Below are 12,218 nucleotides of genomic sequence, written 5' to 3'. Positions count from 1 at the left end.
CACCGTTCTCGTGTTTGTGTAATGGTGGCACGGCATGAGACCGTTGCGAGGTGGACACCCTGGAACTGCTGGCGCATCCGGTACGGCTGCGGATCGTGCACGCGATGCGCGGAGGGCGCGAACTCACCACCGCTCAACTGTGCGCCCGCATCCCCGACAGCTCGAAGGCCATGATCTACCGGCACGTCGACCTGCTCGCGGCCAACGGAATCCTGGAGGTGGCCGACGAGCGGCGCGTGCGCGGCGCGGTGGAACGCCGCTACCGGCTACGCCTTGACCGGGTCATCGTGGACGCCGACGCGGCGGCGGCGCTGTCGGCCGACGACCACCGGCGCGTGTTCGCCACGTCGATGGCCGTGCTGGTGGCCGAGTTCAACGCCTACCTCGATCGCGACAGCGCCGAGCCGGCCGCGGACCTGGTCGGCTACCGGCAGCACGCCGTCTGGCTCAACCGCGACGAACTGGAGAATATGATCATCGAGCTGCGGCGCGTGATCCTGCCCCTGCTGGCCAACGAGCCGACGCCGGATCGCGCGCAATACCTGCTCAGCCCGGTTTTCTTCCCGATCGAGCAGGCGTCCGCGGCCGAGACCGAGTGAGAGGATCCAGGACCTTGACCGAATACACGCTGCGCCCGATCGGGCGCGTCGAGTCGACGCTGACCGATCGGGCGGCGGCGCCCCGGCAGCCCGACGAGGGAGCGCCCGAGGCCTGGCTCGTCCTCGACGATCGGTACGCCCCCGCCCTGGACGGCCTGGCCCCGGGTGCCGACGTCCTGCTGCTCACCTGGCTCGACCGCGCCGACCGCGAGAGGCTCACCGTTCACCCGCGCGGCGAGACCACCCGGCCGCTCTCCGGCGTCTTCGCCACCCGCGCGCCCGACCGTCCCAACCCGATCGGCCTGCACGTCGTCCACATCCTCGCCATCGACGGCACGCGCGTCCACGTCCGCAACCTCGAAGCCCTCGACGCGACCCCGATCCTGGACGTCAAACCCCTCCTCACCCCCGACCGCTGACAGACCGAGCACTGACATGTCTAGAGCCAGCCGGCGTCGCGAGATATGCGGATGGCGTCGATGCGGTTGCGCCCGCCCACCTTGCTGATCGCGTTCGACAGGTAGTTGCGCACCGTGGCCTGCGAGAGCGAGAGCTGGGTGGCGATCTGGGCGACGCGGTTGCCGCTCGCCGCGGCGCGCAGCACCTCGGTCTCGCGGGCCGTCAGCGGGCTGCTGCCGGTCTCGAGAGCGGCGGCGACGAGCTCGGGGTCGATCACCCGCTCCCCCGCCGCGATGCGCCTGATCCCGTCCGTGAGGGTCTGCGCCGGGGCGTCCTTCACGATGAAGCCCTTGACGTGCACCTTCAGCGCGCGCAGCAGGTTGCCCGGCTGGCTGAGCCCCGTGAGCACGAGAGTGCGGCAGTCGGGAACCCGCGCGGACAGTTGCTCGGCCGCCGACAGCCCGTCCAGGCCCGGCATGTCGATGTCCAGCACCGCGACGTCGGGGCGTACCCGCAGCGCGGCGTCCAGCACCTCGTCCCCGCGCTCGATCTCGGCGACCACCTCCATGTCGTCCTCCAGCGACAGCAACGCGACCAGCGCGGACCTGATCATGTGCATGTCCTCGGCGATCAGCACGCGGATCACGCGACCTCCTCGGGAACCTCGACCGACAGCCGGAACCGGCCATCACGGACACCGGCCTCGGACGAGCCGGACACGGCTTCGGCCCGCTCGGCCACCCCGGCGAGCCCGGAGCCGCTCCCAAGGCCGGCGGCGCCGCGGACGCCGTCGTTGACGATCTCCAGCCGTATTCTCCCGTGCTGCCGGGAAAGCGTGATGGTGCAGGAGCCGGCCTCGCTGTGGCGCAGCAGGTTCGTGGTGCCCTCTCTGACGGCCCAGGCCAGGGCGCTCTGCGCGGACCCGGGCAGCGACCGCAGGTCGGCCATGTCGAGCCGGGTCTCCACGCCTGCGGCGCCGAGCAGGGCCGCGGCCCCGTCGATCTCCGTACGCAGCGACACGGCGTGCTGGTCCCGCGTGATCGCGCGTACGTCGTGCAGCGCGTCGCGGGCCACGCCGGTCAGGCTCTCGATCTCGGCGCGGGCGGCGACGGCGTCCCTGGTGAGCAGCCGCAGCGCCAGGTCGCCCTTGAGGGCGATCGCCGACAGGCTCTGGCCGAGCAGGTCGTGCAGGTCGCGCGAGACCCGGATCCGCTCCTCGCCGACGGCGGTCGCGGCCAGCTCGGTACGGGCGGCGTCCAGCTCGTTCAGCAGCCGGACCAGCCGGGCGCCACCGACCAGGGCCGCGGCGTACAGGCCGGTGACGACCACCGCATACAGGCCGAGGAGGAGAGCCTGCGGGATCGTGCTCTGGCTCTGCAGCATCGTCAGCACCTCCCTGGTGGCGTTGGCCGTCAACTGCAGCGTGGCGGCCACCGCCAGCACCCACCCCCCGCGCAGCAAGGTCATCATCGAGGCGAGCGCGAAGATCCCGAGGGCTTCCCAGTTGGAGCCGAGCCACCAGATCGGCAGGTCCGCGAGCAGCACCAGCGCCGCGAGGCTCCAGGGCCAGCCCGCGGGACGCTCGCCCCGGGCCGCCGCGAGGCTGTGCCGCAGCTGGATCGCGCCGGCCGCGGCGGCCCCCAGGATCGCGGCGACCGGGTTGCCGGGCGGGCCGTCCATGCCGAGGATCGTGTAGACCGGCACCTGCAGGGTCAGCGGCACGTGCAGGGCGATCAGCGGCCAGTGCGGGTGCCGCAGCACCCAGCGGGGCGGGATGGACGCGGTCATGCCGGTATCTCGATCGTCTCGGTGGCCTCGCCGGTGCGCAGCTCCAGCCGTAGGCGGCCGTCCGTGGAGGTCACCGTGATCGTGCAGGAGGGTACGGCGTCGGCGCGCAGCAGCCGGGTGACCGTCGCGCGCAGCGCGGCCCGGGACTGCGGGGCGATGGCGTCGGGGACGCCGCCGCGTGGAAGTTCGAGGCGGGTCTCGATGCCGGCCGCGGCCAGCAGGGTCGCGGCGGTCTCCAGCTCGGCGCGCAACGACGGCTGACGGTAGCCGCGTACGCGTTGCCTGGCGTCGGCGAGCGTACGTCTGGAGTCGTCGGCGAGCGCGGCCAGCTCGTCCGACAGATCCTCGGGCGCGGCTCCCCCGAGCCTGCGCCCGGCCTGTTCGCCGCGCGCCGCGATCGACTCCAGCGCGCGGCCGAGGCTCCGGCGCAGGTCGTCGTCGAGGCGGCGGCGTTCCTGTGCCACCGCCTGCTGGGCAAGCAGTTCCCTGGCCGTCCGCAGCCGCGTCAGCGCGGCGGGGAGCCAGACCAGCAGCAGCAGCGCCGCGCTCCCGCCCAGCACCGAGAACAGCAGCCACGGCGCCGTCGTCCACGGCAGCCCCAGCGCGTAGGCGATCGGCGCCGCCGCGGCCGCCACCGTCACGTACACGATGTACGACCACGGCGCCGGCAGCACCAGCAGCGCCGACACCACCAGGGCCGCGTACGACCGCGGCCACATGTTCCCGGCCAAGGGAGTGGCGCCGAGGATGACGGCGGCCATCACGGCGAACGTCCAGACGCCGGCCGGTGGCCGCCGCGCGTGCGCCGCGTACCAGACGTGGCGCAGGTGCAGCGGCAGGTACGTCACCACCGCCGCGAGGCTCCACAGCCCCGTGCGGGTGTCGTTGCCCATGTAGCCGAACGCCAGCATCACCTGCACCACCGGCAGCAGAGCACTGCAGGCGACCGCGCCGACCGGCGCCAGCCGGACGATGCGGTCGGATCGCCACAGCTCCGCCAATCCTCCCACCGCCCGTCCTCGCGTCCTGGCTGACCAGAGTAGAGGCCGCGGCCGGGTGCCGGATCCGGCGCGGGTGGGCGTCCTGGACGGGCCGGCATGGCGGCGACCTGGATCCGCTCCGATCGCGCGGCGGCGCAGGCGGGGGGCTAGAGCAACGGTGTCGTGACCGTTCAAGGGAGAGACGATGCGCACCACGAGCGTGAGGGGATCAGACTTCTCCGGCGTCGCTGACCCGGCCGAGGTTGTCCAGCTCGTTGCCGCGGCCGGCCGTCAGGCGCTGGGTCCACTCCTCGTCGTGCATCGCGTCCATGGTCATGACGACGTGGACGCCGTCGCCGGTGGACTGGATCTCGACCACGGTGAGGAAGTCGTACGGCTCCACCCCTGGGATGAAGTCGGCCAGCGAGGTGTAGGAGAGCCGCGTGGGCTCGTCCACCTCGACGAAGGTCTTGCGCGACTCGGTGCTCAGCGGCAGCCCGGCGCCCTCCATGAATGCGATCTGCTCGGGCGCGGTCGCGGTCATCGTGTAGATCAGCTCGCCGCCGGGCCGCAGGTCCAGTTTCCCGACGTTGACCGTGAAGCCGTCGGGCGACCACCAGGACTCGATGCCGGCACTGGTGGTCCACAGGCGCCACACGTGCTCGGGCGTGGTCGCGTAGGTGCGCTCGATCCGGACGGTCTTGGCCACGGGTGGGACGGTCATGATTGCTCCCTTTGAGGTGCGGTTACGCGAACGATCCTCCTCGTGAGGGCCCGTGGCAGACAGATGTAAATGTCACGAGACAGGTGATGAGTTCCGGGCCGGCCGGGCGGTGCGCCCGCCCGGCTCCGACCACTCGTGGCCGCCGAACCCGCGGATCCTGGGCAGCCCGCCGGCGGCGGCCTGCGGACGGCACCCGGGACGCTCGATCATTCTCGCTTACGGCCTGCTCCCTTATTCACTGCGGGCCGCCGTCCGGCGGGTCGGCCGCGCTGAGGCGCAGGATCGGGTCGAGCAGGCCCGGGAAGCGGTCGCTCAGATCGTCGGCGCGCGGCCGGATCCGCCGGTGCCGGCCGTCGACGGTCATGGTGATCAGCCCGGCCTCGCGCAGGATCCGCCAGTGGTTGGACAGCGTAGACAGCGGCACGTCCAGGCCGTCGGCGAGAGCGGAGCAGGTCGACTCGGGGTTGTCCCAGGCCCGCCGTACCAGCTCCAGGCGCACCGGATCGCCGAGCGCGTGGAGGACTGGCGCGAGCGTCAACGACTCGCGCGCCGGCTGGGGTAGCGGTCGCATGCCCTCCACAATACAACGCTTCGACACTTCGGAATTATCGAACTATGGTGTGCCAGAGCATCCGCCCCATGAGAGGGAGCAGCTTTGACCGCACACGGAAGCACGAACCGGACAGCGTTACTCGCAGTGGCCTGCCTGGGCCAGTTCATGGTGCTGCTCGACAGCACGATCGTCGGCGCGGCGCTGCCCGACATGCAGCAGCGGCTGCACACCCAGCTGACCGGCCTGCAATGGATCGTCGACGCCTACGTGCTGCTGGTCGCCATGCTGTTGCTGTCCGGCGGCGTCTTCGCCGACCGCTTCGGTCGCAAGCGGGTGTTCCTGGCCGGCGTCGTGGTGTTCACCGTCGCGTCCGTGGTGTGCTCCGTCGTACCCTCGCTCGGCTGGCTGATCGCCGGTCGGGTGGTGCAGGGCATCGGGGCCGCGGCGCTGAGCCCCGCCTCGCTGGCCCTGCTCGCCGCCGCGTATCCCGTTCCGCAGGAACGGGTCAAGGCGATCGGGCTGTGGGCCGGATTCAGCGGGATCGGCCTGGCCGCCGGACCGTTGGCCGGCGGCATCCTGGTGGACGCCTTCGGCTGGCCCGCCATCTTCCTCGTCAACGTGCCCATCGGCGCGATCCTGCTGCTGGTCGGTATGCGCGTCCTGAGCGAGTCCCGCAATCCGAACGCGCCGGCGATCGACCTCCCGGGGACGGTCCTGTCCGTGCTGGGCGTGGGAGCGCTGACCTTCGGGCTGATCGAGGGCGGCTCCCGTGGCTGGACCTCGCCGGTGATCCTGGGCACCTTCGCCGCCGCGGTGGCGATCCTCGCCGTCTTCGTCGTCGTCGAAGGACGTGGTGCGACGCCGATGCTGCCGCTGCGGCTGTTCCGGCAGCGGCTGTTCACGGTGTCCAACACGGCGATGGTCGTGGTGGGTTTCGCGCTCATGGGTTCGTCCTTCTTCTTCTCCCAGTTCTTCGTGTACGTTCAGGGCAGTTCGGTTCTACTGGCCGGCCTGCAGACCCTGCCCGCCTCGCTCGCCATGGTGATCGTCAGCCCGTTCGCGGGCCGGTTCGCGGCCAGGTACGGCTTCCGGATCGTGGTCACCATCGGCCTGGCGCTGGCCGGGCTGGGGCTGCTGGCGCTGGGCTTCGTGCACGCGGACACCGGCTACGGGAACGTGTGGTGGCGGCTGGCCATCGTCGGCATCGGGTTCGCCCTGACCATGTCCCCGCTGACCGGCGCCGCCATCCAGGCGGTCAGCCCGCAGGAGGGAGGCCTCGCGTCGGGCATCAGCAGCACCACCCGGCAGATCGGCGCGGTGCTCGGCGTGGCGGTGCTCGGAGCCGTCGTCCGCACCCGGGAGGCCGGCGGCGCGTCCTTCGAGGCCGGCCTCGACAGCGCCTTCGTCGCGGCCGGCGTCGTCACCCTGGCCGGCGCCGCGTTCACCGGCCTGTGGCTGGTGAGGTCCAGGCCCGCGGAGGTCTCCACGCCGCAGGCACCCACCGTCACGACACCGTCCTGATGAGCCGTCAACCGGCCCCGCTCGGGGGAGCTAACCTGCGAGGACTCTGTCCCAGTCGACTGTCTTGGCCCACTCGGCGTAGTTGTGCCATCGCACGGCGGGGTACCGTACGCCACCACCTCGTGACCGCGCTGCAGAGGCAGGTCGGCGACGGCGCCGGTCAAGCACGGACGAGGTTCTCGAAGTAGGCGGCGCTCTCCGCGTCCTCCGGGTAGTACGACTCGATCGCGACCTCGTCCAGCGTGATGTCCATCGGGGTGCCGAACGTCGTGGTGGTCGAGAACAGCCGCAGTTCCCGCCCGCCGAAGTTGAAGATCATCGGGATCACGACCTCGGACTCGACGGGGTGGCCCGCGTCCTCGGAGCCGGGCGCCAGCAGCTCCTCGTAGAGCGCGGTGAGCTCGGGGTCGGGGGCGGTGGCGAGCTGACGCGCGATCCGGGTACGGAGCACCACGCGCATCTCGGCCAGATTGACGATCCGAGGGGCGAGCCCGCGCGGGTCCAGTCCCAGGCGCAGCATGTTGATCGGCGGCCGCAGCAGATCGGGGGCGACGTCCGCGAGGAACGGGCCGAGAGCGCGGTTGGTCATCACGATGTTCCACCGGCGGTCGATGACCAGCGCCGGGTACGGCTCGTGTGCGCGGAGCACCCTCTCGACCGCGCCCCAGGCCGCCGACAGCGCGTCCCCGCCGAGCGGCCGCTCGGCGTAGCGGGGTGCGAAGCCGGCGGCCAGCAGCAGCCGGTTGCGCTCACGCAACGGCACCTCGAGCTGATCCGCGAGCCGGAGGATCATGTCGGCGCTCGGGTTGGACTTGCCGGTCTCCACCAGGCTGACGTGACGAGCCGAGACGTCGGCGGCGATCGCGAGATCGAGCTGGCTGATTCGCCGCCGATGCCGCCACTGCCGCAACAGCTCCCCGACCGTGTACATGCCCGTCGATGCTACTCCTCGTGGCGCCGGGCGCCATGAAATGCGAGTTCATCGACAACCGTGGGCAACGGTCGAAACACTGCCGCCATGACTACGCAGAACCTGACCACAGACAACAAGAGCATCGTCCAGCGGGCGCTGGCGGCACTGGTCGCGACGGGCGACGTCGATGCGCTCGCGCCGTTGCTGAGCGAGGACTTCGTCCATCACCGGCCGGGTCCGACCTCGTCGACCAAGGCGGAATGGCTCGCCGCCGTGCGCGCCGCGCTCGGCCCGCTCGCCGGCATGCAGGTCGAGATCCATCACGTGCTGGCCGAGGGTGATCACGTCGTGATGTACTCGCGACGCCGGCTCCCCGGTGCCGGGCCGGAGATCGCGGTCGTCGACATCTGGCGGTTGGACGACGGGCTGATCGCCGAGGCGTGGGAGATCATCGAGCCGGTGGCCCAGGTGGCCGCCAATCTGGTGTGGTGGGAGTCCGCCTGAGCGATCAGCGGCGGCGTAGCGACGGGTCGAGCAGGGAAGGCGGAGTGTCGTACTTCTCCTCCGGGGCCAGGTCGACGCCGGGCGCGACGATCGTGTCGATGGCGTCGAGCACGTCGGCGGAGAGCACCGTGTCGGCGGCGGCGAGGTGCGAGCGCAGGTGGCCCAGCGTGCGGGGGCCGATGATCGCGCTGGTCACGGCCGGGTGCGCGGTCACGAAACCGAGCGCGAGCTGGATCATCGTCAGCCCGGCCGCGTCGGCGACCTTCGCCAGTCGCTCGACCGCGTCGAGCCTGGTGCGGTTGGACGGGATGGAGGTGTCGAAGCGCCGCGGCATGAACGCCGAGCGGTTGGTGGCGATCTCCCGGCCCTGCCGGATCGCGCCCGACAGCCAGCCCGAGGCCAGCGGGCTCCACACCAGCACGCCGAGCCCGTACTGCTCGGTCACGGGCAGGACGTGGCTCTCGATACCGCGCTGCAGGATCGAGTAGCTGGGCTGCTCGGTGACGTAACGGCTCAGGTGGTGTTCGCGGGCGGCCCATTGGGCCTGGACGACGCGGTGGGCGGGGAAGGTCGAGGAGCCGAAGTAGCGGATCTTCCCCGCGCGCTGCAGGTCGGTCAGGGCCGACAGCGTCTCCTCGTCGCTGGTCGTCGGGTCCCACCGGTGGATCTGGTAGAGATCGACGTGGTCGACGCCGAGGCGGCGCAGGCTGTTGTCCAGCTCGGTGACCAGCCAGCGGCGCGAGCCGCCCTGATGGTTGCGCTCCTCGCCCATCGGCAGGCTCGCCTTCGTGGCCAGCACGATGTCGTCGCGGCGGCCGGCGATGGCCTTGCCGACCATCTCTTCCGACTCGCCGTCGCTGTACATGTCGGCGGTGTCGATGAGGTTGATCCCGGCTTCGAGGGCGGCGTCGACGATGGCGGTGGCGTCGTCCTGGGTGGTGCGTCCGATCCTGCCGAAGTTCATCGCGCCGAGCACGAGGGAGCTGACCTGCACACCGGTACGGCCCAAGGTGCGGTACTGCATGACTGCGTTTCCTCCTGGATTAAACGGAACCGTGTTCCGATAAAGATAGGGAATGTGGTTCCGTTTTGGCAACTTGCCCGTGCTGTGCATGCGGAACTGGTTTCCGGAAAGTGCGGTGTTGACCTTCCCCTAGGGTGAAGCCGCAGCATCGTCGGTACCGGCCACGGTGGCCGGGACGAGGAGGAATGGTGCGGCTGCTGACGATCGGGGCGTTCGCTCGGGCCGCGCGGTTGTCGCCGAAGGCCCTGCGGCTCTACGACCAGCTCGGGTTGCTGCGACCGGCCGCGGTGGACGGCGAGTCCGGATACCGGTTCTACGATCCGGGACAGCTGGAGCGGGCCCGGTTGATCGCCTGGCTGCGGCGGCTGGGCATGCCGCTGGCACGCATCCGGCGGGTGTGCGACCTGCCGGCGGGCGCGGCGGCCGAGGAGATCGCCGGCTACTGGCAGCAGGTGCTGGCCGAGACCGCCGCCCGTGGAGAGCTGGCCACGTTCCTCGTCGACTATCTGTCGGGGAGGGGAAGCACCGTGGAAGAGACGGCGACGATGCTGGGGATCCGTTACGCGGCCCGGTCGGAGTCGGGCCTGGTGCGTACGAGCAACCAGGACACCGCCTACGCCGGCCCCCGGTTGCTGGCGGTGGCCGACGGGGCCGGCGGCTCGGGCGGGGACCTGGCGAGCGCGGCGGCCGTCGACGCGCTCAAGCCGCTGGAGACGCTGGCCGTACCGGCCGAGGACCTGCTCGGCGCGCTCGCCGAGGCGGTCGGAGAAGCCGAGCGGGCCATCGGGGAGATCGCCGCCTCGACGCCGTCGGGTGAGGCGGTGACCACGTTGACCGCGCTGCTGTGGTCGGGGTCGCGGCTGGCGCTGGTGCACATCGGTGACACCCGGGCGTACCTGGTGCGGGACGGCGAGCTGTTCCAGATCACCCATGACCACACCTATGTGCAGGGGCTGGTCGACGAGGGCCGGTTGACCGTGGAGGAGGCGGCCTCGCATCCGCAGCGCGCGCTGCTCGCACGAGCGCTGACCGGTACGGGCGGGGCCCGGCCGGAACTGTCGCTGCACGCCGCCGCGGCCGGCGACCGGTACCTGCTGTGCTCCGACGGGCTGTCCACCGTCGTCCCGGCCGGAGCGCTGCGCGCGGCGCTGACCGGGCCCGGCGCCCCCCAGCAGGTGCTCGACGAGTTGGTGGCGCTGGCGTACGCCGCCGGCGCCCCCGACAACATCGCCTGCGTCGTGGCCGACGTGGTGAGCCTGGACGCCGATGAGGCCGGACGGTGATCACCTCAACGGCCCGGTCACTCGGCGCCTACACCGTCGACCGCCGCCCGCTGGCCATCGCGGCCTACCGGCGCTTGTGGGTGTCATCGGCGGTTTGCGCCGTCGGTGGTTCGTTCAGCGTGGTCGCCGTGCCGGCGCAGCTGTTCACGGTGACCGGCTCCTCGGCGGCCGTGGGCGTGGCGGGGGCGGTGTCGTTCGTCGCGCTGGTGGTGGCGGCGTTAGGGGCGGGCGCGCTCGCCGATGTCATGGACCGGCGAAAGGTGCTGCTGGCCGCCCACTGCGGCCTGGCGCTCACGTACGTGGCCTTGTGGACGCAGGCCGTGCTGGGCGGACGTTTCGTCCCCGTCCTGATGGTGCTGGTCGCCTGCCAGGGACTGTCCTTCGCCGCGATCATGACCACGATGGGCGCCGTGGTGCCCCGCCTGGTCCCGGTCGAGCTCCTGCCGGCGGCCAACAGCCTCAGCTCCCTGACCCGCTACGCCGGGTCGATCCTCGGGCCGGTACTGGCCGGCGCCTTGATACCGGTGGTCGGGCTCGGTGCGCTGTACCTGTTCGACGCCGTCGCGCTGCTGGCCGTCGTGTGGGCGGTCGTCAAGCTCCCGCCGCTGCCGCCCCGACCCCACCCGGCCACGCAGCGCCGGTCGGCGGCCGGGTTCCGGTATCTGGCGGCCAGCCGGCTGCTGGTGGCGGTGCTCCTGGTGGACCTCGCTGCGATGGTCTTCGGCATGCCGACGGCCCTGTTCCCGGAGCTCGCCCAGCAGACCTACGGCGGGCCCGCGGGAGGCGGCCTGGAGCTGGGGCTGCTGTACGCCGCCTATCCGGCCGGGGTGGTCACGGCCGGGCTGATGTCGGGCACGTTCACCCGGGCCCGACGCCACGCCGCGCTCATGGCGGCGGCCGCCGCGGCGTGGGGCATCACCGTGGCGCTCCTCGGGCTGGCCGCCCAGCTGTGGCTCGCCCTGGTGGCGCTCGTCCTCGGCGGTGCGGTCAACTTCGTGCTGAGCACCTTCCGCAACGCCATCACGCAGGCGCACACCCACGACTCCATGCGCGGCCGGATCCAGGGCTCGCTCACCGTCGTCCTCTTCGGCGGCCCGCACCTCGCGAACCTGCTGCACGGGGCCGCCACCTCGATCCTCGATCACCGGCTGGTGATCTGCGTCGGCGGGCTGCTCACCACGGTGACCGTGGCCGTGGTCGCATGGGCACTGCCGGAGCTGCGCAACTACACCGCCGACCCCTGAGAGGCGACCGAGACGACGTGGCGGACGGACGACGGGTCGTCGATGAGGTCGAGCATGCAGTGGGCCACGTCGGCGCGGGTGGTGCTGAGCCCTCCTCTGATGTTGAGGTCCCGTGCGGTCCGGTAGTGGCCGGGCCGCTCGGTGTCGAGCAGCCGGGAGGGTCGCACGATGGTCCAGTCCAGGTCGGAGGCGCGCAGCAGCTCCTCGGCCCGGGCCAGGTCGGTGTAGGAGTGTCGGAACAGGCGTTGCACGATGAGCGGCTTGAGTACGTACCGGGTGAAAACGCCGTCGCCCGCGTCGGCGACCAGGCCGCTGGCGCTGACCAGCAGCATGCGGCGGGCCTGCGCCTGGGTCATGGCCTGGATGATCGAGGTGGTGCTGGCGCTGTGGACGGTGGTGGGGCCGCGATCGCGCGTGCCCATCGCGGACAGCACGGCCCCGCAGCCCTTGACCGCCGGGACTATGGCGTCGGGGTTCATCACGTCGGCCTCGACGACGTCCAGCCGCCCGCGCAGTTCGGCGGGCAGCCGGGACGCGTCGCGTACGACGGCGGTGACCTCGTGGCCGAGACCGAGGGCCTGGCGCAGGAGCTGCAGGCCGATGCCGCCGGTCGCGCCGAAGACCGCGAGTCTCATCAGTGTCGCCCCTCTCGGTAGGTGAGTATTCACTCACCCTACCTCGCGGGG

At 71.6% G+C, this 12,218-nt stretch carries 14 protein-coding genes; 6 read left to right on the top strand and 8 right to left on the bottom strand.

Going from position 1 to position 12,218, the window contains the following annotated elements; all coding sequences use genetic code 11:
- Window positions 1–50 precede the first annotated feature (50 nt).
- Together AB0J87_RS38500 and tsaA are read left to right on the top strand one after the other, a co-directional pair.
- A complete protein-coding gene (locus tag AB0J87_RS38500) occupies window positions 51–599 on the top strand; it encodes a helix-turn-helix domain-containing protein (RefSeq protein ID WP_363973860.1) in 549 nt (182 codons plus the stop codon).
- Between the two features lie 14 nt (window positions 600–613).
- Window positions 614–1,018 carry a tRNA (N6-threonylcarbamoyladenosine(37)-N6)-methyltransferase TrmO gene (gene tsaA / locus AB0J87_RS38495; RefSeq protein ID WP_363973857.1) on the top strand — a complete coding sequence of 135 codons (405 nt, stop codon included), beginning with the start codon at window positions 614–616 and terminating at the stop codon, window positions 1,016–1,018.
- A gap of 20 nt (window positions 1,019–1,038) precedes the next feature.
- Here tsaA and AB0J87_RS38490 read toward each other — a convergent pair whose 3' ends face one another.
- The 5 genes from AB0J87_RS38490 to AB0J87_RS38470 all read right to left on the bottom strand — a co-directional run bounded on the left by AB0J87_RS38490 (window position 1,039) and on the right by AB0J87_RS38470 (window position 5,061).
- On the bottom strand, window positions 1,039–1,644 hold the full coding sequence (locus AB0J87_RS38490; RefSeq protein WP_363973854.1) for a response regulator transcription factor: 606 nt from the start codon (window positions 1,642–1,644) through the stop codon (window positions 1,039–1,041).
- Window positions 1,641–2,786, bottom strand: a complete 1,146-nt coding sequence (locus tag AB0J87_RS38485) for a histidine kinase (RefSeq protein WP_363973851.1) — start codon at window positions 2,784–2,786, stop codon at window positions 1,641–1,643. Before AB0J87_RS38485 ends, AB0J87_RS38490 begins: the two co-directional genes overlap by 4 nt.
- Window positions 2,783–3,796 (bottom strand): hypothetical protein, encoded by a 1,014-nt coding sequence (locus AB0J87_RS38480; protein WP_363973849.1) that lies wholly within the window; start codon window positions 3,794–3,796, stop codon window positions 2,783–2,785. Before AB0J87_RS38480 ends, AB0J87_RS38485 begins: the two co-directional genes overlap by 4 nt.
- Window positions 3,797–3,995: 199 nt before the next feature.
- A complete protein-coding gene (locus AB0J87_RS38475) occupies window positions 3,996–4,490 on the bottom strand; it encodes an SRPBCC domain-containing protein (RefSeq protein WP_363973846.1) in 495 nt (164 codons plus the stop codon).
- Window positions 4,491–4,725: 235 nt separating this feature from the next.
- Window positions 4,726–5,061, bottom strand: a complete 336-nt coding sequence (locus AB0J87_RS38470; RefSeq protein ID WP_363973843.1) for a helix-turn-helix transcriptional regulator — start codon at window positions 5,059–5,061, stop codon at window positions 4,726–4,728.
- Between the two features lie 84 nt (window positions 5,062–5,145).
- Between AB0J87_RS38470 and AB0J87_RS38465 the strand changes: the two genes are divergently transcribed.
- Window positions 5,146–6,564: a DHA2 family efflux MFS transporter permease subunit gene (locus tag AB0J87_RS38465; RefSeq protein ID WP_363973840.1), complete on the top strand. Its 1,419-nt coding sequence runs from the start codon at window positions 5,146–5,148 to the stop codon at window positions 6,562–6,564.
- Window positions 6,565–6,724: 160 nt separating this feature from the next.
- Here AB0J87_RS38465 and AB0J87_RS38460 read toward each other — a convergent pair whose 3' ends face one another.
- Window positions 6,725–7,495: a helix-turn-helix transcriptional regulator gene (locus AB0J87_RS38460; protein ID WP_363973837.1), complete on the bottom strand. Its 771-nt coding sequence runs from the start codon at window positions 7,493–7,495 to the stop codon at window positions 6,725–6,727.
- Between the two features lie 87 nt (window positions 7,496–7,582).
- Here AB0J87_RS38460 and AB0J87_RS38455 point away from each other — a divergent pair, with 87 nt between their 5' ends.
- Window positions 7,583–7,981 (top strand): nuclear transport factor 2 family protein, encoded by a 399-nt coding sequence (locus AB0J87_RS38455; RefSeq protein WP_363973834.1) that lies wholly within the window; start codon window positions 7,583–7,585, stop codon window positions 7,979–7,981.
- Between the two features lie 4 nt (window positions 7,982–7,985).
- Here AB0J87_RS38455 and AB0J87_RS38450 read toward each other — a convergent pair whose 3' ends face one another.
- On the bottom strand, window positions 7,986–9,005 hold the full coding sequence (locus AB0J87_RS38450; RefSeq protein WP_363973831.1) for an aldo/keto reductase: 1,020 nt from the start codon (window positions 9,003–9,005) through the stop codon (window positions 7,986–7,988).
- Between the two features lie 185 nt (window positions 9,006–9,190).
- On the opposite strand from AB0J87_RS38450, the gene AB0J87_RS38445 reads away from it, so the two are divergent.
- Both AB0J87_RS38445 and AB0J87_RS38440 read left to right on the top strand, forming a co-directional pair.
- On the top strand, window positions 9,191–10,288 hold the full coding sequence (locus tag AB0J87_RS38445) for a MerR family transcriptional regulator (protein ID WP_363973828.1): 1,098 nt from the start codon (window positions 9,191–9,193) through the stop codon (window positions 10,286–10,288).
- A complete protein-coding gene (locus tag AB0J87_RS38440) occupies window positions 10,285–11,532 on the top strand; it encodes an MFS transporter (protein WP_363973826.1) in 1,248 nt (415 codons plus the stop codon). The genes AB0J87_RS38445 and AB0J87_RS38440 overlap by 4 nt, the downstream gene beginning before the upstream one ends.
- Here AB0J87_RS38440 and AB0J87_RS38435 read toward each other — a convergent pair.
- Window positions 11,514–12,167 (bottom strand): SDR family oxidoreductase, encoded by a 654-nt coding sequence (locus AB0J87_RS38435; RefSeq protein ID WP_363973823.1) that lies wholly within the window; start codon window positions 12,165–12,167, stop codon window positions 11,514–11,516. The two genes, AB0J87_RS38440 and AB0J87_RS38435, sit on opposite strands and share 19 nt — an antisense overlap.
- Window positions 12,168–12,218: the final 51 nt, after the last annotated feature.

Source organism: Nonomuraea sp. NPDC049625 (assembly GCF_040675285.1).
In the GTDB taxonomy this organism is placed as follows: Bacteria; Actinomycetota; Actinomycetes; order Streptosporangiales; family Streptosporangiaceae; genus Nonomuraea; species Nonomuraea angiospora_A.
Note: the sequence above shows the minus strand (reverse complement) of the source record. Positions and strands in the feature narration are given on the sequence as shown.

Bases quoted from the DNA above. Each gene is read 5' to 3' on its own strand.
- AB0J87_RS38485 (WP_363973851.1), bottom strand. From the start codon at position 2,786: ATGACCGCGTCCATCCCGCCCCGCTGGGTGCTGCGGCACCCGCACTGG.
- AB0J87_RS38475 (WP_363973846.1), bottom strand. From the start codon at position 4,490: ATGACCGTCCCACCCGTGGCCAAGACCGTCCGGATCGAGCGCACCTAC.
- AB0J87_RS38470 (WP_363973843.1), bottom strand. From the start codon at position 5,061: ATGCGACCGCTACCCCAGCCGGCGCGCGAGTCGTTGACGCTCGCGCCA.
- AB0J87_RS38460 (WP_363973837.1), bottom strand. From the start codon at position 7,495: ATGTACACGGTCGGGGAGCTGTTGCGGCAGTGGCGGCATCGGCGGCGA.
- AB0J87_RS38455 (WP_363973834.1), top strand. From the start codon at position 7,583: ATGACTACGCAGAACCTGACCACAGACAACAAGAGCATCGTCCAGCGG.
- AB0J87_RS38450 (WP_363973831.1), bottom strand. From the start codon at position 9,005: ATGCAGTACCGCACCTTGGGCCGTACCGGTGTGCAGGTCAGCTCCCTC.
- AB0J87_RS38445 (WP_363973828.1), top strand. From the start codon at position 9,191: ATGGTGCGGCTGCTGACGATCGGGGCGTTCGCTCGGGCCGCGCGGTTG.
- AB0J87_RS38435 (WP_363973823.1), bottom strand. From the start codon at position 12,167: ATGAGACTCGCGGTCTTCGGCGCGACCGGCGGCATCGGCCTGCAGCTC.